Source organism: Streptococcus minor DSM 17118 (assembly GCF_000377005.1).
In the GTDB taxonomy this organism is placed as follows: domain Bacteria; phylum Bacillota; class Bacilli; order Lactobacillales; family Streptococcaceae; genus Streptococcus; species Streptococcus minor.
In genome coordinates, this window is sequence record NZ_AQYB01000033.1 from 525,499 (window position 1) to 542,434 (window position 16,936).

General features: G+C 41.3%; 20 protein-coding genes. 5 read left to right on the forward strand and 15 right to left on the reverse strand.

Annotated features, from left to right (window positions below):
• From yabA to tmk, 3 genes are read right to left on the reverse strand one after another with little or no spacing between them, the layout of a single operon-like run.
• Positions 1-318 (reverse strand): DNA replication initiation control protein YabA, encoded by a 318-nt coding sequence (gene yabA / locus F602_RS0108880; RefSeq protein ID WP_018167624.1) that lies wholly within the window; start codon positions 316-318, stop codon positions 1-3.
• A 10-nt stretch (positions 319-328) separates the two neighbouring features.
• Positions 329-1,219 (reverse strand): DNA polymerase III subunit delta', encoded by an 891-nt coding sequence (locus F602_RS0108885; RefSeq protein WP_018167625.1) that lies wholly within the window; start codon positions 1,217-1,219, stop codon positions 329-331.
• Between the two features lie 6 nt (positions 1,220-1,225).
• Entirely contained in the window at positions 1,226-1,861 is a 636-nt protein-coding gene (tmk, locus tag F602_RS0108890) for a dTMP kinase (RefSeq protein WP_018167626.1), read from the reverse strand.
• Between the two features lie 121 nt (positions 1,862-1,982).
• Between tmk and F602_RS0108895 the strand changes: the two genes are divergently transcribed.
• The gene (locus F602_RS0108895) at positions 1,983-2,846 is read left to right on the forward strand and encodes a YitT family protein (protein WP_026183395.1); all 864 of its coding nucleotides are present in this window, start codon (positions 1,983-1,985) and stop codon (positions 2,844-2,846) included.
• A gap of 26 nt (positions 2,847-2,872) precedes the next feature.
• Here F602_RS0108895 and F602_RS0108900 read toward each other — a convergent pair whose 3' ends face one another.
• From F602_RS0108900 to F602_RS0108945, 10 genes are all read right to left on the reverse strand, one after another.
• Positions 2,873-3,529: a CBS domain-containing protein gene (locus tag F602_RS0108900; RefSeq protein ID WP_018167628.1), complete on the reverse strand. Its 657-nt coding sequence runs from the start codon at positions 3,527-3,529 to the stop codon at positions 2,873-2,875.
• 209 nt (positions 3,530-3,738) lie between these two features.
• A complete protein-coding gene (locus F602_RS0108905) occupies positions 3,739-4,443 on the reverse strand; it encodes an ABC transporter ATP-binding protein (RefSeq protein ID WP_026183396.1) in 705 nt (234 codons plus the stop codon).
• An 8-nt stretch (positions 4,444-4,451) separates the two neighbouring features.
• Entirely contained in the window at positions 4,452-5,216 is a 765-nt protein-coding gene (locus F602_RS0108910; protein ID WP_018167630.1) for an ABC transporter ATP-binding protein, read from the reverse strand.
• Entirely contained in the window at positions 5,216-6,169 is a 954-nt protein-coding gene (locus F602_RS0108915; RefSeq protein ID WP_018167631.1) for a branched-chain amino acid ABC transporter permease, read from the reverse strand. Before F602_RS0108915 ends, F602_RS0108910 begins: the two co-directional genes overlap by 1 nt.
• Positions 6,170-6,173: 4 nt before the next feature.
• Complete coding sequence (locus F602_RS0108920; RefSeq protein ID WP_018167632.1) at positions 6,174-7,043, reverse strand: branched-chain amino acid ABC transporter permease; 870 nt, start codon at positions 7,041-7,043, stop codon at positions 6,174-6,176.
• 82 nt (positions 7,044-7,125) lie between these two features.
• On the reverse strand, positions 7,126-8,304 hold the full coding sequence (locus F602_RS0108925; RefSeq protein ID WP_018167633.1) for an ABC transporter substrate-binding protein: 1,179 nt from the start codon (positions 8,302-8,304) through the stop codon (positions 7,126-7,128).
• A gap of 89 nt (positions 8,305-8,393) precedes the next feature.
• Positions 8,394-8,663: a YlbG family protein gene (locus F602_RS0108930; protein WP_018167634.1), complete on the reverse strand. Its 270-nt coding sequence runs from the start codon at positions 8,661-8,663 to the stop codon at positions 8,394-8,396.
• A 109-nt stretch (positions 8,664-8,772) separates the two neighbouring features.
• Complete coding sequence (locus F602_RS0108935) at positions 8,773-9,372, reverse strand: ATP-dependent Clp protease proteolytic subunit (protein ID WP_260424751.1); 600 nt, start codon at positions 9,370-9,372, stop codon at positions 8,773-8,775.
• 106 nt (positions 9,373-9,478) lie between these two features.
• Positions 9,479-10,108: a uracil phosphoribosyltransferase gene (upp, locus tag F602_RS0108940; protein ID WP_018167636.1), complete on the reverse strand. Its 630-nt coding sequence runs from the start codon at positions 10,106-10,108 to the stop codon at positions 9,479-9,481.
• 71 nt (positions 10,109-10,179) lie between these two features.
• The gene (locus tag F602_RS0108945; RefSeq protein WP_018167637.1) at positions 10,180-10,728 is read right to left on the reverse strand and encodes a sugar O-acetyltransferase; all 549 of its coding nucleotides are present in this window, start codon (positions 10,726-10,728) and stop codon (positions 10,180-10,182) included.
• 67 nt (positions 10,729-10,795) lie between these two features.
• Between F602_RS0108945 and F602_RS0108950 the strand changes: the two genes are divergently transcribed.
• Positions 10,796-11,170, forward strand: coding sequence for a DUF1722 domain-containing protein (locus F602_RS0108950; protein ID WP_018167638.1), 375 nt, complete (start codon positions 10,796-10,798; stop codon positions 11,168-11,170).
• Positions 11,171-11,207: 37 nt separating this feature from the next.
• On the opposite strand, the gene F602_RS0108955 is transcribed toward F602_RS0108950, so the two are convergent.
• Together F602_RS0108955 and F602_RS0108960 are read right to left on the reverse strand one after the other, a co-directional pair.
• The gene (locus F602_RS0108955) at positions 11,208-12,371 is read right to left on the reverse strand and encodes a MalY/PatB family protein (RefSeq protein WP_018167639.1); all 1,164 of its coding nucleotides are present in this window, start codon (positions 12,369-12,371) and stop codon (positions 11,208-11,210) included.
• Position 12,372: 1 nt separating this feature from the next.
• Complete coding sequence (locus tag F602_RS0108960) at positions 12,373-13,464, reverse strand: cystathionine gamma-synthase (protein WP_018167640.1); 1,092 nt, start codon at positions 13,462-13,464, stop codon at positions 12,373-12,375.
• A gap of 166 nt (positions 13,465-13,630) precedes the next feature.
• Here F602_RS0108960 and F602_RS0108965 point away from each other — a divergent pair, with 166 nt between their 5' ends.
• The 3 genes from F602_RS0108965 (at position 13,631) to F602_RS0108975 (ending at position 16,933) form a co-directional block, all read left to right on the forward strand.
• Positions 13,631-15,058, forward strand: coding sequence for a UDP-N-acetylmuramoyl-L-alanyl-D-glutamate--L-lysine ligase (locus F602_RS0108965; protein ID WP_018167641.1), 1,428 nt, complete (start codon positions 13,631-13,633; stop codon positions 15,056-15,058).
• A gap of 148 nt (positions 15,059-15,206) precedes the next feature.
• On the forward strand, positions 15,207-15,992 hold the full coding sequence (locus F602_RS0108970; protein WP_018167642.1) for an ABC transporter ATP-binding protein: 786 nt from the start codon (positions 15,207-15,209) through the stop codon (positions 15,990-15,992).
• Between the two features lie 11 nt (positions 15,993-16,003).
• Positions 16,004-16,933: an ABC transporter substrate-binding protein gene (locus tag F602_RS0108975; protein WP_018167643.1), complete on the forward strand. Its 930-nt coding sequence runs from the start codon at positions 16,004-16,006 to the stop codon at positions 16,931-16,933.
• The last annotated feature ends 3 nt before the right edge of the window (positions 16,934-16,936 follow it).

Consider the following 16,936-nt stretch of genomic DNA (forward strand, 5'->3'; position numbering starts at 1 on the left):
CTAATCTCGATTCAATAATTCTAGGCAAAACATGCAGGGTTCGTCATTATCACGACGCTGACCATAGGAAAAAGTACAGATATGAAAACCATCTTCATAAATATTTTCCAGATTTTCCTTACCATAGTTGGATGTTTTAGCATCCTCTTTTTCCTCTCGCGATAAACGATCTCGTAATTTCGAATTTTCAAGACGCAGAGCCGTATTTTCATCAATAACCCCTTGTAAATGCTTCTTGATAGCATCCACTTCTGCCAAAGTCATCAACAAATTTTGCGAGAAGCCATCTAGTGCATCAAAAATTTCTCTCTTATCCATCTCTTTTATCTCATTTCTCTTTTAAAATCATGTACTCAAGAGCATTTTGCAAACTGACATTGCTTTGCCACATCTGCCTCACCTCTAACAAATCTTCCAATCTCTGCAAGGCTTTTGGCTCTTCTTTTTTTGCGGCCAAAAGAAGTGTCAGCAAGTCCAACAAACGTTCCTGTTCTGCTTTCTCAGTGGTTAAGTTGACCAACTGGGGCACCATCAGGTAGGCCCGTTCTGTTTCTACCAAGAGAGCTGCCAGAAACTTGGGACCCAAGGTCAATAATTCTTGAAAAGACTTAGTTTTTAGGAGCTCCACTGCTGCCTCTTTGCTCGATACCAAGTCAACCAAAATCTGGGCATGAGACTTGAGGATACCTTCTTTCTCCAGTTGCCGACTTAGCACCTCCCTATTCTTTGGAAAATGCACTATCTGAGTCCGACTTTTGATAGTAGATAACATAGCCTCCTCGTGATTGGTAAGAAGAAATACTGTTACATCTGACTGCGGTTCCTCAATAACTTTAAGTAGTGAATTGGCAGCATTGACATGCATTTTTTCTGCATCGCAAATAATAAAGACCTGCTTAGAGGATTCAAAGCCTGATTGGGAAAAATCCCTGACTAGCTCACGCACCGTTTCTATCTTAATCAGGTTACCTCTGGGACGAATGATGGATACATCAGAAAATTCTTCCTGAGCAATCAGACGGCAATTTCGGCAAATGCCGCAAGGTAAACCAGCTTGCTCATTCTCACAAAAACGGGCCTGACTGAGAAAGATAGCCATATCAAAACTAGCAGCATCACCTGAAAACAGATAGGCATGTGCCAACTTATTCTGGGCTAAGATTTTCTTAAATCGACTAAAAACAGTCGGTTGTAATTCTTGTAGTACTTGATAATTCATCTTTTCTTAGTTCTTAAAAAATCGCTCAGTAATGATAGCTAAAGCATCTGCGATGACAAGTTCCAATTCTTGGCTAGCATCTACCTTGACAATACGATCAGGATACCGATCCAACATGGAGAGGTAGCCCTGACGAACGCGCTCATGCATGTCAACCGTCTCCATATCAAGGCGGTCCACATCATGGTGACGATTTTTTGCAATACGAGCCAAGCCCTCTTCAACTTCGATATCAAAGTAAAGAGTCAAATCAGGCACCAAGCCGTCAGTCGCGTAAGTATTGAGCCAGTTGATATCTTCCACATTAAGACCACGACCAAATCCTTGATAGGCAACAGAAGAGTCGATGAAGCGGTCTACTAATAACAACTTTCCATCTTCCAAGGCTGGCAAAATCCTCTCTTTCAGATGCTGACGACGTGCTGCTATGTAAAGGAGCAACTCTGTCTTATCGTCCATGGTTGTATTTTCAGGATTCAATATAAGGGAGCGAATACTCTCTGCAATAGCTACTCCACCAGGCTCCCGTGTCGTCTCCAAATCCATTCCAAATGTAGCCAACTTAGGCAATAGCCCCTGCAAAACCGATGTTTTTCCAGCTCCGTCTGGTCCTTCAAAACTGATAAAGAGTCCCTTTTTCATGTCATTCCTCATTTCTCATACTTCCCTTCATTTTACCAAAAACTGGGTAAAAAAGCACCCTTTATTTTATTTTCTCTTCTGACTGTGTTAGAATGTTTAAGAGAAATTTTCAAGGAGAGAATTGATGCGCTTAAAGAATATTCTTATGATTATCATAGGAGCTGGTTTATTTTCATTTGGACTGAATTATTTGGTTATGCCTAATGGACTCTATGAAGGTGGGGCAACTGGTCTGACCCTCATTCTCTATTACCTATTTAAAATTCAGCCCTGGGTGATGAATATCATTATCAACATTCCGCTGTTTATCTTGGGATGGAAGATTTTAGGAAAACGCATGCTGCATCTCAGCCTTTTGGGGACTTTTGCAGTGACTTTCTGGCTGGCCATTTTTGAAAGAGTACCCTTGGTGATTGACCTAGACCATGACCTGATGATTGTATCCATGTTTGCGGGTATCCTATCTGGAATGGGCCTAGGCATCATCTTCAAAGCTGGAGGTACAACAGGTGGGAGTGATATTGTCGCTCGTATTGGACACCAGTACACTCACTATAGTATCGGTCAAATCATTTTGGCTATTGACATCCTAGTCTTGGTACTGACAGCTATCGTTTCCCAAGACTTGCGGGTTGTACTCTACACTATGCTGCAGGTAACTGTTGCTTCACGGGTCATTGATATCATCAGTGATGGTGGATATGGTAGTAAAGGACTGATGATTATTAGCCAAAAATCTGAAGAAATTGCTACAGCTATTGATAGTCAAATCGAGCGTGGTGTCACACTTATCAAGGCCCAAGGCTTTTATACTAGAGCTGATGTCAATATGATCTATTCAGTAATCTATAAAAGTCAACTCCAAGAAACCAAGGACCTGATCCACCGTATCGACCCCCACGCTTTCATTACAATCACCGATGCCCATGAGGTTCTCGGTGAAGGTTTTACTCTAGACAAAAATAAACAACCTATTGAGAACTAAAAAGACTTGGATAATATCCAAGTCTTTTAAATTTTCTTAGCCACTGTTGGGAGAATACTTTCTACCTCAATACCTGCTACTTCTAACTTTTCTTGTAAATCTTCCATATTTACCTGTCCATCAATTTGAACTTCAATGATTGCAAAACCAGGCTCAGCTTCAATTTGTACCGTATGTGCTACATTACAGCCTTGATTAGTGATAATCTGGAGAACCTTACTGAGGATACCCACCTCGTCCTTAACTAAGCAACGAACGCGGACTCCATTTTCCCCATACCCTGAAATATGGAGGAAAGCCTTAAAAACATCACGATCTGTGATAACACCAAATAGCTGCCCAAAATCTATTACAGGTAAAATCCCAACCTTATTTTTGAACATGAGATAAACCGCATCTTCAAGACTGGCAAACTGAGAAACTGTGATGACATCGCGAATCATAACATCCTTTACCTTGGTCTTATTGAGCAAATAATTCATTTCATAAATCGACAAACTGGTCGCCTTTGAAGGACTAGCCTCTGCTATCGTTCCTTCTGTCACCAATCCCACTAACTTATCATTTTCAATGACTGGCAAACGATGCAAGTCCTGCTCTCGCATGATATCCGCCGCATGAGCTATCGTCGTATCTGGTGAAATATACACAACCTTGCGGGTCATAAAATCTTTAACTGCCATCCATCTGCCTCCTATATTTAATACTATTATTATAACATATTTATCTGAAAATGCTTCCAAAAAAAGAATGAAAGCATGTAAAAGTTTTTTAATCTTCTTTATAAAGCAAAACGCTTAAACATATCCCACCATTTTTGATTTCGACTAGCTACAGAAGAGATAAAGAAAACTGCCTTGTGGCAGTTTCTAATTCATCAATAAGTTTTTAATTATCCACCTAGGTAAGCTTTTCTGACTTCATCAGATTCAAGGAGCTCTTGCCCTGTACCTGAGAGAACGATTTTTCCTGTTTCAAGGACGTAGCCACGGTCTGCGATAGAGAGAGCTTTCTTGGCATTTTGCTCAATCAAGAGCACGGTTGTACCTTGCTTTTGGATATCTTGAATGATGTCAAAAATTTCCTGAATAAAAATTGGAGCCAAGCCCATAGAGGGCTCATCCAAGAGTAAGAGTTTTGGCTTACTCATCAACGCACGACCCATAGCCAACATCTGCTGCTCACCACCTGAAAGCGTTGCAGCATCCTGATTCTTGCGCTCTTCTAGACGTGGGAATCGTTCAAACACCCGTTTAAGGTTTTTTTGATTCTCATCGCGATTCCTGTGAAGAAAGGCTCCCATTTCCAAGTTTTCCATCACAGTCAGACCTGAAAAGACATGACGCCCTTCCGGTACTTGAGATAATCCACTAGCCACAATCTTTCGAGCAGGGGCTTTTTGAATTTCTTGACCAAGAAACTCTATTTTACCACCACTTGGGCGGACCAAGCCAGAAATAGTTCGAAGAATAGATGTCTTTCCAGCACCATTGGCCCCGATAAGGGAAACAACTTCTCCTTCATTGACCTCAAAAGAAACATTTTTCACAGCTTGGATGATGCCATAATGAACGGACAAATCATCCACTTTTAACATACTTGTCATTAGGCTTCACCTCCAAGATAGGCTTCAATGACCCGTTTATTATTTTTTATCTCTTCTGGAGTACCATGGGCAATCAAGCGACCATACTCTAAGACATAGATTCGTTCAGTGACATCCATGACCAAACTCATATCATGTTCAATCAACATGATGGTAATGTTAAATTGTTGCTTAATTTGGCGAATCAACTGAGTCAACTCAGCTGTTTCTTGAGGATTCATGCCCGCTGCTGGTTCATCTAAGAAGAGAATTTTAGGTTCAGTGGCTAAAGCCCGAACGATTTCCAAACGGCGTTGTTGGCCATAAGGAAGATTCTTAGCGAGGGTGTCTGCATCCTTTTCTAGATTGAAAATAGCCAACAACTCCAAAGCTTTAGCTTTTAAGTCAGCTTCACTCTGATAAAATGTTGGTAGTCGGAAAAAAGATGCAAAGAGATGGTTTTTGTGCCAATTGGCAAATCCTACTAGTACATTTTCCAACACTGTCATATCCTTAAATAGACGGATATTTTGGAAAGTACGAGACAGTCCAAGCGAGGCAATCTTGTAAGGTGCCTTGCCATTGAGAAGATTACTATCCAGAGTGACAGTCCCTTCACTAGGCTCATAAACACCCGTCAAAAGATTGAAAAGGGTTGTCTTACCTGCACCATTTGGTCCAATCAAGCCGACCAACTCTCCTTCATGGAGTTCCATTGTGACATCACCAACAGCAGTCAAACCACCAAAGTGTTTGGTCAATTTTTTTACTTCAAGAAGTGCCATTACTTGCCCTCCTTCATTTTTTTCTTAAAGAATGATGAGAAAGTCAACTCCCAGGTCCCCAAAAGTCCACCCGGGCGGAAGACCATGACCAAAATGAGGGCCAGAGAATAGATAATCATTCGTAGATCTGAAAAATTTTGTAGGAACATATTGAGGAAACCTAGGGCAATAGCTGCCAAAATCGTTCCAGTCATAGAGCCCAAACCACCCAACACAGCGATAATCAGATAATCAATCGAGCGCATAATCGTAAAATCTTTTGGTACAACAGTTCCAATATAACCTACATAAAGAGAACCTGCGATACTCGACACAATAGCTCCAATAACAAAAACAGTTACCTTGATTTGAGTAGTATTAACACCCATGGATTCAGCTGCAATTTCATTTTCACGCACAGCAATGACCTGACGACCAAAAGAACTGCGTAAAAAATTGAGAAGCAAAATGGTTATTGCCACAACAAAGAAGAAAACGAGACTCCAGGTTGTATAAGGTAAAATACCCGTCAAACCAGCTGCGCCATTGGTCAAGTCTCCACCATTGATAATAGCAATACGGATGATTTCAGAAACACCCAGAGTTGCAATAGCCAAGTAATCTCCCTTGAGACGAAGAGTCGGAATCCCAACCACCAGAGCGACCAAAGCTGCTACCAAGCAACCAACAATAATGGAGAGATAGAAACCACCGTAAGTTGGATTGGATTTGGTCATGATAGCTGTTGCATAAGCTCCGATAGCCATAAAACCGGCCTGACCTAGAGAAAATTGACCTGAAAAACCAAGAATCAAGTTCGTTCCTAGGGCCATGATAATGGCAATCCCAATCCCCATCAGGATTTGGACATAGTAGAGGCCAATCATACCTGAGTTGATTAGAGTGGATAAAATACCAAAAACAATAAGGACTAGAGCAAGCCAAGCTAAAATGGATTTCATATTATGTTTCATATGCTTACACTTTCTCCTTTACATTTTTACCTAAAATACCGGCTGGTCGAACTAGAAGGATAACAATCAAAATTCCGTAAACGACCGCATCTCGGTAGCTAGAGAGGCCAATAGTAACGGCCAATGTTTCCAAAAGACCGATGATAAAGCCACCTAGAGCTGCACCAGGAATAATACCGATACCACCCAATACTGCAGCGACAAAGGCCTTAATACCTGGCGCCATCCCCATAAGGGGTTCAACCGAATTGTAGTAAAGACCAATCAGAACACCAGCTGCACCTGCCAAGGCTGACCCTAAGGCAAAGGTAAAGCTGATGGTCGAATTTACATTGATTCCCATGAGCTGAGCTGCATCACTATCAACCGATACTGCCCGCATGGCTTTCCCCATCTTTGTTTTTTGAACGATAAACTGAAGAGCAACCATTAGGAAAATAGAAACCCCTAGAATAGTAAGCTGAACATTTGTTACTGTAATGGGACCAAGATTGTATTTGACGGTTTCAAGAGCTTGAGGAAAGGCACGGGTATTAGCACCAAATAGGTATACCATACCATACTCAAGGAAGAAGGATACTCCGATAGCAGTAATCAATGCTGCAATTTTCGTAGAATGACGAAGTGGACGATAGGCCAAAAATTCAATCAACACACCTAGACACGCTGTCAAAATCATCGTTAAAATCAGAGCGACAAAGAAATTGAGTTGGAAGTTATTGATTAAATAATAACCAATAAAAGCCCCCATCATATAAAGGTCTCCGTGGGCAAAGTTAATCAACTTGATAATACCATAAACCATGGTATAACCTAGAGCAATCAAAGCATAGACACTCCCTAAAATGAGACCATTCACCAACTGTTGGAGCATAAAATCACCAAACTTTCTATAACATAATAATATCTGGGAAGGTATCTGCCTCCCCAGATTCATTTCATGTAGATGTTAAAATTTATTTTGCAGTAACAGCTTCTGCTGAAACTTCCTGTCCATTGTCCAGTTTCACGATAATAGCAGATTTAACAGGGTTGTGGTCTTTATCGATAGAGATTGGACCAGTCACACCTTCGAAATCTTTCAAGTTAGCAAGGTTGGCAGCAACATCTTTTGAAGTTTTTGCATCCTTAGCTGCTGCTGCTGCCATGTAAACTGCATCGTAAGACAGGGCAGCAAACATGTTTGGTTCTTCACCATACTTCTTGGTATAAGCTTCAACAAAGGCTGTAGCTTTTTCTGACAAAGCTACTTTTGTTGAGTAACCTGATACATAATAAACATTTGAAGCGTTCTTTGCACCAGCACCTTCGATAAACTTAGCATCTGCAAAACCATCAGGACCTAGGATTGGCTTATCCAGACCCATTTCACGTGCTTGCTTGGTAATCAAGCCAGCTTCAGTGTAATAACCTGGGATAACAATAACATCAAATTCCTTATCTTTGAGCTTCGTCAAGGCAGCTTGGAAATCTTTATCACCAGATTGATATGTTTCTTCTACTACGATGTCGCCTTTATATGCTTCTTTGAAGGATTTTGTGATTCCTTTTGCATATTCACTTGAGTTATCTGAGTACAGAACGACTTTCTTAGCAGACAGACTATCGCTGACATAGGTTGCAAGTACTTGGCCTTGGAAGCTATCTTGGAAGGTTGAACGGAAGATAAACTCTTCTACTTGCCCATTTTTCACTGTCAAGTCATCTTGTGTTCCAGAAGGTGTAATCAATGGAACACCTGCCTGAGTTGCACTTGGTGTAGCAGCTGCTACAGCACCAGAGGTCGCTGGGCCAATGATGGCTGCAACTTTCTCTTCCGTTCCAAGGTTTGTTGAAACGGTCGCTGCCTCAGAGTTGTCTGACTTGTTGTCTTTTGAAACAACTTCGATTTTCTTACCATCAACACCGCCGGCTGCATTGATTTCCTCTACCGCTAGGTCGGCACCGTTTTTCTCTGCTTGACCGTAAGCCGCTACAGGTCCGGATAATTCTAAGTTGTAGCCAAGTTTGATGGTTTTACCAATTTCATTCCCAGTTGCTGCTGAACCATTACTTACTGGAGCTGATCCACAGGCTGCTAAAAGAGCTGCTGAGGCCATACTAACAATGGCGAGTGCGATTTTTTTATGTTTCATAATATCTCCTTAAAACAAACTAAAAAAATGATATGTTAGTAATATACTGAATTATCTGAAAATTGTCAACAAAAAAGAATTACTTTTTTTCAGTAAATCTCTTTTTCAGCTTCACGCCATAAGCTACCTACAAAATTTTGGTCAATATCCTTCATATAGGAAGGGACAACATCCTTTACAAAACGCTCTTTTTTCAGGTTGCTCATAATATCTGTACTCTGTGGTTGGTCCACATAAAGAAGGACATAACGCATACGGCGAGAATGGTAAATCATATCCCCGTATTTATTTAACTTTCGGGCATCGCGATTATAGTGTAGGTAAATTGTCAAACAGAGACGTTCTTTTTTCTCAAACATAGTTTTTCTCTTTCATCTCAAGATTTTTTCTTTTTCCATTATAGCAAATTTTGAGTCATGTTGATAGCTTTATAGTAAAAAAAGAGAGCCTTAGGGGCTCTCTTCATACTTACTTCTTATTTGGATCCATGATTTTATCGATAAATCCATAGGCTAGAGTTTCTTCAGCAGTCATCCAATAATCACGTTCCGCATCTTTGTGAACTTGTTTGACTGTCTTGCCAGAATTATCTGCCAGGATTTGCTCTAACTTGTTACGGGTTTTGAGCAAGTGTTCTGCTGCAATAGCCATATCAGTCTGCTGGGTGCCACCACCTGTACCACCCATCGGTTGGTGAATCATGTATTCTGCATTTGGCAACATGAAACGTTTGCCCTTAGCACCAGAGGAAGCAATAATCGTTCCCATAGATGCTGCTGTTCCCATAACGATGGTTTGCACATCTGCCTTGATAAAGTTCATAGTATCAACGATCGCTAAACCTGCAGAAACAGAGCCACCAGGTGTGTTGACATAGAGGTAGATGTCTTTGGTCGGATCTTGGGCGTCTAAGAAAAGTAATTGAGCGATGATAGAGTTAGCCATGTTGTCTTCAACAGGACCTGTCAACATCACGATACGGTCCTTTAATAGGCGAGAGTAAATATCGTAAGAACGCTCGCCTCGACTAGTTTGTTCAATAACTACTGGAATCATAAGAGTCTCCATTTCATTTGATTTTTTCTACTGAATCTATTATAGTGTTTTGGTCAAAAAAGGTCAAATAAAAAGTTCAAATAGAAAGAGGTAGCTCGAAAGCTCCTCTATCTTTTCTTTATTTGGTTCCAAAGAGGCGATCTCCTGCATCACCAAGACCTGGTACAATGTAACCTTGCTCATTGAGGTGGTCATCTAGGGCAGCTGTGTAGATATCAATGTCTGGGTGAGCTTCTTGTAAAGCTTTGACCCCTTCTGGTGCAGAAACGAGAGCTACAAACTTGATATTTGAAGCACCACGTTTTTTCAAAGAATCGATAGCCAAGATAGCTGACCCCCCTGTCGCCAACATAGGGTCCACTACAAAGATATGACGACGGTCAATATCATCTGGCAATTTGACCAAGTATTCCACTGGTGTCAATGTTTCTTCGTCACGGTACATACCAATATGGCCAACCTTAGCAGAAGGCACCAAGCTCAACAGTCCATCTACAAGGCCGATACCCGCACGAAGGATAGGAACGATAGCCAATTTTTTACCAGCAATTTGTTTTTGCACAGTTTTGGTAATTGGTGTTTCGATTTCTACATCTTCAAGCGGTAAATCACGTAAGACTTCATAGCCCATGAGAAGAGCAATCTCGTCCACCAACTCGCGAAAATCTTTGGTTGAAGTATCTTTGCGACGTAAAATGGACAATTTATGCTGAATGAGTGGATGTGAAATGACTTGGAATTTTCCCATGATGAAACCTCTCTTAATTAATTTTCTCTATTTTACCAGAAAAATAGAAAAATTGCTTGTGAAAATATCTTTTATTCTATTTCCTTAATAATCCGTGCAGGATTGCCGGCAATAACCACATTATCGCCAAAAGACTTAGTGACGACAGATCCGGCACCGACCACAACGTTATTGCCCAGAGTGACTCCTGCCAAAATCATAGCACCGCCACCAATCCAGACATTGTCTCCAATGGTAATGGGAGCTCCGTATTCTGGACCAGCAATCCTCTCTTCGGCCCTAATCGGATGGAGGGCAGTATAAAATTGGACATTTGGTCCCAGCATAGCATTGTCACCAATGGTAACTGGGCAGGTATCCAGAACTGTCCAGTTAAAGTTAGCAAAAAACTTTTCTCCCACTGAGATATGGCATCCGTAGTCCAGAGTAACGGGTGTCTCGATATAGATCTGGTCTCCTGTTTTTCCCAGCCATTCTTTCATGAGCTGACTGCGCTTGGTACTATCCATCTCCTGATTGACTTTTTCACGATAGATACGGGCTTGCTGTCGTAAGGTGACTAATTCTGGATCTGACGCGTCATACAGCTGACCAGCTAACATTTTTTCTTTTTCTGTCATAGCGTTCTCCTTTTGGTTTATTATATCATGGATATATGAGATAATGAAAAGGTAAAGGAGAACTACAATGCGAAATCTTCAAAAAGATTGGGCTTATCATAAGTATTGGGTGATGGGGCACTCACAGGCTCACTACAATGCGCTACGTCTACTCTTTAAGGGTAATGATTGGTCAGAAGAAAAAACACAGCGCTACCAACAACTTCTTGATGAAGCAGGAACCATTCGTCCTAGCAAGGCAACCTTGACTACTAGCTACCAACACATGTGGGGCTATTTTAAAAAAAGGGCAACTGATTCAGAAAAAGAGCGCTACAAGCTACTCATCTCTCAGGTAACACCCGAAGATGACTGTCTAGGCCCTTTCTTGTTAGAGCTGATAGAGACCTACCAGCCACCTTATCTCTTACACTCAAAGTTTTATAATGAAAAAGGATTTTAAAAAGATTGAGACCGCTGAGTGTCTCAATCTTTTCTTCTTATTTTCCAAATACACGTGCTATTCGCTGACAAGCTTCTTGTACTGTAGACAATGGTGCCGCGGTATTGAAACGGGCATGAAAAAGCCCCTCCTTACCAAAGCTAGCACCGTCATTGAGAACCACTTTGGCCTCCTTGATGAGTTTTTCTTGGATTTGCTTATGGCTCAGTCCATAGGCAGAAAAATCCAGCCAAACCAGATAGGTACCTTGGGGTTTCATCACCTTAATGTTGGTGTGTTCTGTCAAAAAATCTACTGTGTAGTTGATATTTTCTTCTAAAACTTGCTTGAGTTGGCACAACCACTCCTTGCCATGTCGAAGAGCTGCTTCTGTTGCAATGAGACCAACCGTTGGAATTTCAGAATGGTTATCGGCTAACTGTTGTTGGCTGAAAGCCTTGCGTAGATTCGGATTTTCAATAATCGCAAAGCTATTTTTAGTCCCTGCAATATTAAAAGTCTTGGTGGCTGAAGTGAGGATAATAGTAAAATCCTTGAAATCTGGAGAAAGCGTGTTGAAACTATGGTGCTTGTTGCCAAAGAGAGCTAGATCTTGGTGGATTTCATCCGAAACTAGGATAACACCATATTTTTGACAAATACGACCAATTTTTAAGAGTTCATCCTTGGTCCAAACACGACCTCCTGGATTGTGAGGACTACATAAAATATAAAGCTTAACCTGATGTTCTACAATATCTTTCTCTAACTGTTCAAGATTAATGACAAATTGTCCATCCTTTTCTTGCAAAGAATTGCTGACAAGTTTTCTCTTTTGAAGACGAACCGTACGAGCAAAGGGCGGATAGACTGGTGTATTGATAAGAATGGCATCCCCTTCCTTGGTTAGAGCTTGAATGGCTACTGAAATAGCTGGTACGACTCCCTCAATCAGGACAATCGCTTCCTTATTGATGGTATAGCCATGCTGATTTTTCTCCCAGTCAATAATGGACTGATAAAGGCTATGGCTCGCTGTGGCATAACCATAGACATGGTCTTGGACATAAGCTAGCAAAGCTGCTTGAATATCGGGATGTGGTACAAAATCCATATCTGCCACCCACATCTGTAGAAGCTCTGGGTCTTCTTTGCTAGTCTGCCACTTTAGGCTCCCTTGACCCAGACGATGGGGCCGAGTGGTAAAATCATATTGAGTCATGTTACACCTCCAAAGCTCTCTGTAAATCAACTATTAAATCACTCACATCTTCGATACCAATGGACAATCGCAATAGATCATCAGTCAAGCCATACGATTGTCGAATGACTGCGGGAATATCTAGATGAGTCTGAGTAGACGGATAAGTAATAAGGGATTCCACTCCACCCAGACTTTCTGCAAAGGTGAAGACTTTTAGCTTATTGATGATGAAAGGGATCTTGCTTGCATCCACTACCTTAAAGGAAATCATGCCACCCTTTCCTGTATAAAACACTTCCTTGACAGCCGAGTGTTCGTTGAGGAAACGGACAATTTGTAGCGCATTTTGCGTGGAGCGCCCCATACGTAGAGACAAGGTTTTGAGTCCGCGCATCAGAAGATAACTATCTAATGGAGACAAGCTTGGACCTGTCGTATTTTGGTCGTAGAAAAGCTTATCGTAGATGGCTTGATCATTGGTTATGAGAACGCCGGCCAGTACATCATTGTGCCCAGAAAGATACTTGGTTGCCGAATGCAAAACAATGTCTGCTCCTAAAGAAATGGGATTTTGATAAATCGGGCTATAGAAGGTATTGTCTACAATAAGTTTTGCCCCATGAGCGTGGGCCTTATCTGCAATCTTGGCAATGTCAAACTCCACCATCAGAGGGTTGGTGGGGGTTTCGATGAAGACATAGTCTATTTCATCTGTGATAGCTGCTAGTAGTGCTTCCTCAGTATGGGGATAGGTGAAGAAATAGCGCCCCTTTTTTTCCTGCTCGTTGAACCAGCGAAAAGACCCTCCGTAAAGATCACGAGTAGCAACAATCTTAGATTTTTCTGGAAAACTATTGAATAAGAGGACAAGAGCAGCCATACCAGAACTTGTGACTAGGGCGTAGTCAGCCTTTTCAATCTTGGCTAGAGTCTTTTCCAAAGTCAGACGGGTCGGATTTCTGGTTCGCGTATAGTCAAAACCAGTTGATTGACCAAACTCTGGATGCTGGTAGGTAGTTGATAGGTAGATAGGAGCAATCAAAGCACCTGTTTTTTCATCCGTATTAATACCGGCATGGGCTAGAATTGTATCCAATTTGTAATCTGACATATCTCATCCTCCATAGTATTTCTTTCATTTTATCATTTTTCCAAAGTCTTTTCTTTGCTTTTTCCTATATAATTTTCAAAAGAGAATCTTAGTTATAGTCTATCAGTCAGATGATAAATGGCTATTTTCACTTGTCATTCTGTTCTAATCGGTTTACAATAGAGATATGATAAAAATAGAAACTGTATTAAGTATTTTAAGGGAAGATGATAATCTCTTGAACGAAGCTGGAGGCCTTAGCAAGCTCAGTTTTAGACACATCAGCTATGATAGCCGTCAAGCTACCTCTGATACACTCTTTTTCGTCAAGGGGGCAGCCTTTAAAAAAGAGTTTTTAGAAAAGGCAGTGGCTACTGGCTTACAGGTCTATGTTAGTCAAATCGACTATCAGGTGGGTATCCCAGTAATTTTAGTGAAGGATGTCAAGCAAGCCATGAGCCTAATTGCTATGGAATTTTACGATCACCCTGAACGAAAACTAAAACTCCTAGCTTTTACAGGAACCAAGGGCAAGACAACGGCTGCTTATTTTGCCTACCATATATTAAAACAAAGCCACAAACCAGCTATGCTATCCACTATGAATACTACCCTAGATGGTCAGACCTTTTTCAAATCCAATTTGACCACACCTGAAAGTCTAGACCTCTTCAAGATGATGGCGGAGGCTGTAGGGAATGGCATGACCCATCTCATCATGGAAGTCTCCAGCCAAGCTTACCTAGTCAAGCGAGTCTATGGCTTAACTTTTGATGTTGGTGTCTTTCTCAATATCAGCCCTGATCATATCGGACCGATAGAACACCCTAATTTCGAAGATTATTTCTATCATAAAAGACTCTTGATGGACAATAGTCAAGCTGTCATAGTCAATGCAGGTATGGATAACTTCGAGGTCGTGGCGGAGCAGGTTGCTCAAAAAGACCATGATTTTTATGGGACCCATACGGAAAATGAGATTCTCTCCAGTCGTGCTTTTTCTTTTGAGGTATCTGGAAAAATGGCCGGTCATTATGATATTCAGCTGATTGGGTATTTCAATCAGGAAAATGCTACAGCAGCAGGACTTGCTTGTCTCCGTCTAGGAGCTAGTCATACAGATATTCAGGCAGGTATTGCCCAGACTTCTGTACCGGGTCGCATGGAAGTATTGACCCAGAAAAATGGGGCCAAGGTCTTTGTGGATTACGCTCATAACGGGGACAGCCTAGAGAAACTGTTGTCCGTCGTATCCGAGCATCAAACAGGAAAGAATATTCTCGTTCTTGGATCAACTGGCAATAAGGCAGAGAGCCGGCGAGCTGATTTTGGTCGTGTCATTCAAAATAGGCCTGACTTGCAGGTAATTTTGACTGCAGATGACCCAAACCGTGAAGATCCACAGCACATTGCTGAGGAAATCGCTTCTTATGTTGACCGCCAGTTGACAATCATTGTCGATCGAGAACAAGCAATCAGGAAGGCCTTATCCTTGACTACTGCACCTTCTGATGCAGTCATCATTGCTGGAAAAGGTGCTGATGCCTATCAAATCGTTCACGATGAAAAGGTAGCTTATCCGGGAGATCGTCAAGTAGCTTCCCTTTATTTATAAGTTTGAACCAGGTTTTCCTGGTTTTAATTTTTGCCAAATTGTCAGAAAACTATTGTTTTATGAGAAAGTTTTGATATAATAATAATTGAAAACTCTAGAAGTTAGACACATCCTATGGATTGTGTATCGATAGGAAAGGAGGACTTTTGTGACATCCATTCGAGCTGAAGCCATTCGAGTCGCTTATGAGAGCCAGACTATTATTGATGAACTGTCGACAACGATTCCCAAGGGAAAAATTACTACGATTATTGGTTCTAACGGTTGTGGTAAGTCGACTTTACTCAAAGCCTTAACAAGGATTCTTCCTATTCAAAAGGGAATGGTCTACTTGGATGGCCTAGCTATCAACCAACTCCCTACCAAAAAGGTGGCTAAAAAGTTGGCTCTTCTTCCCCAAGTCTTAGAAGCAACCGAAGGGATTTCCGTCTATGAGTTGGTATCCTACGGTCGCTTTCCTCATCAAAATGGCTTGGGACATCTCTCCAATCAGGACCGAGAAAAAATCAACTGGGCTATGGAAGTGACTCAAACTACATCTTATGCTCGGCTACCTGTGGATGACTTGTCCGGCGGACAGAGGCAGCGAGTCTGGATTGCCATGGCTTTGGCTCAAGATACAGATATCATTTTTCTGGATGAACCAACCACCTACTTAGACCTCAACCACCAGTTAGAAGTCTTAGAACTCTTGAAACATTTAAATGAGACTAAACAGAAAACCATTGTTATGGTGCTACATGATGTCAATTTGTCAGCTCGTTTTTCAGATTATATGATTGCCATGAAAAAGGGGCAGATTTATCATCATGGGTCTGTTTCTGATATTATGACAGCCGACATCCTCAAGGAAATCTTTGATATTGAGGGGCAACTGGTACAGGCTCCGGGAAAAGATTACCCCATTTTGCTCACCTATGATTTATTACAGTAAAAGGAGAAAAAATGAAAAAGTTTCTAACATCACTCAGTTTATTCGTTGCCGTTGTCTTTTTAGTAGCTTGCTCAGCTGGACAAAGCGCAAAAAAAGCGGAGCTATCGAGCATGCCCACGATAGAAGGCATCGCTTATCATGGTGATATTCCGAAAAACCCTAAAAAAGTTGTTAATTTTACCTATTCTTACACTGGTTATTTGCTACAGTTGGGAATTGATGTAGCTAGCTATAGCCTAGATTTGGAAAAGGATAGCCCTGCTTTTGGCAACAAACTTAAAGATGCTATACAACTGACTACTGCTGATACTGAGGCTATCGCAGCTCAAGAACCAGATCTGATTCTAGTTTTTGCAGGCGATGAGAACTTGGAGACCTTGAAAAAAATTGCTCCTGTCATTGAGATTACTTATGGCAAGAGTGACTACCTACAAATGCTGAGCGATTTGGGACAAATCTTTGGTAAAGAAAAAGAAGCTCAAGCATGGTTAAGTCAGTGGGAAGAAAAAGTAGATTTGGCTAAGAATGAGCTAAGCGGACTTATCGATGAAAAGACAACTTTCACTGTGATGGATTTCTTTGATAAGAATATCTATCTGTACGGTGATAACTTTGGTCGCGGTGGAGAGTTGGTCTACAAATCACTTGGCTTTGCAGCTCCTGCCAAGGTTCAAGAAGATATCATCAGTAAAGATGGCTGGTTTGGTGTATCACAAGAAGCCTTGCCTGATTATATTGGAGACTATGCTCTAGTCAATGTGAATTCGAAAACGACAGAGGCTGCTGCTTCCCTTAAAGAAAGTGACATCTGGAAGAATTTACCTGCTGTTCAAGCGAACCATATCATCGAAGTAGACTATAACCTTTTCTACTTCTCTGACCCTATGTCCCTAGACCAACAAATTGAAGCCTTTATTAAGGCTGTAAAAGAGGTCAAGTAAAAA

Excerpts from the sequence above, each read along its gene's own strand:
- F602_RS0108975 (WP_018167643.1), top strand. The coding sequence starts at position 16,004 with ATGAAAAAGTTTCTAACATCACTCAGTTTATTCGTTGCCGTTGTCTTT.
- tmk (WP_018167626.1), bottom strand. The coding sequence starts at position 1,861 with ATGAAAAAGGGACTCTTTATCAGTTTTGAAGGACCAGACGGAGCTGGA.
- F602_RS0108905 (WP_026183396.1), bottom strand. The coding sequence starts at position 4,443 with ATGTTAAAAGTGGATGATTTGTCCGTTCATTATGGCATCATCCAAGCT.
- F602_RS0108920 (WP_018167632.1), bottom strand. The coding sequence starts at position 7,043 with ATGCTCCAACAGTTGGTGAATGGTCTCATTTTAGGGAGTGTCTATGCT.
- F602_RS0108925 (WP_018167633.1), bottom strand. The coding sequence starts at position 8,304 with ATGAAACATAAAAAAATCGCACTCGCCATTGTTAGTATGGCCTCAGCA.
- F602_RS0108950 (WP_018167638.1), top strand. The coding sequence starts at position 10,796 with ATGCGAAATCTTCAAAAAGATTGGGCTTATCATAAGTATTGGGTGATG.
- upp (WP_018167636.1), bottom strand. The coding sequence starts at position 10,108 with ATGGGAAAATTCCAAGTCATTTCACATCCACTCATTCAGCATAAATTG.
- F602_RS0108885 (WP_018167625.1), bottom strand. The coding sequence starts at position 1,219 with ATGAATTATCAAGTACTACAAGAATTACAACCGACTGTTTTTAGTCGA.
- F602_RS0108945 (WP_018167637.1), bottom strand. The coding sequence starts at position 10,728 with ATGACAGAAAAAGAAAAAATGTTAGCTGGTCAGCTGTATGACGCGTCA.
- F602_RS0108900 (WP_018167628.1), bottom strand. The coding sequence starts at position 3,529 with ATGGCAGTTAAAGATTTTATGACCCGCAAGGTTGTGTATATTTCACCA.
- F602_RS0108935 (WP_260424751.1), bottom strand. The coding sequence starts at position 9,372 with ATGGAGACTCTTATGATTCCAGTAGTTATTGAACAAACTAGTCGAGGC.
- F602_RS0108910 (WP_018167630.1), bottom strand. The coding sequence starts at position 5,216 with ATGGCACTTCTTGAAGTAAAAAAATTGACCAAACACTTTGGTGGTTTG.
- F602_RS0108930 (WP_018167634.1), bottom strand. The coding sequence starts at position 8,663 with ATGTTTGAGAAAAAAGAACGTCTCTGTTTGACAATTTACCTACACTAT.
- yabA (WP_018167624.1), bottom strand. The coding sequence starts at position 318 with ATGGATAAGAGAGAAATTTTTGATGCACTAGATGGCTTCTCGCAAAAT.
- F602_RS0108955 (WP_018167639.1), bottom strand. The coding sequence starts at position 12,371 with ATGACTCAATATGATTTTACCACTCGGCCCCATCGTCTGGGTCAAGGG.
- F602_RS0108960 (WP_018167640.1), bottom strand. The coding sequence starts at position 13,464 with ATGTCAGATTACAAATTGGATACAATTCTAGCCCATGCCGGTATTAAT.
- F602_RS0108965 (WP_018167641.1), top strand. The coding sequence starts at position 13,631 with ATGATAAAAATAGAAACTGTATTAAGTATTTTAAGGGAAGATGATAAT.
- F602_RS0108915 (WP_018167631.1), bottom strand. The coding sequence starts at position 6,169 with ATGAAACATAATATGAAATCCATTTTAGCTTGGCTTGCTCTAGTCCTT.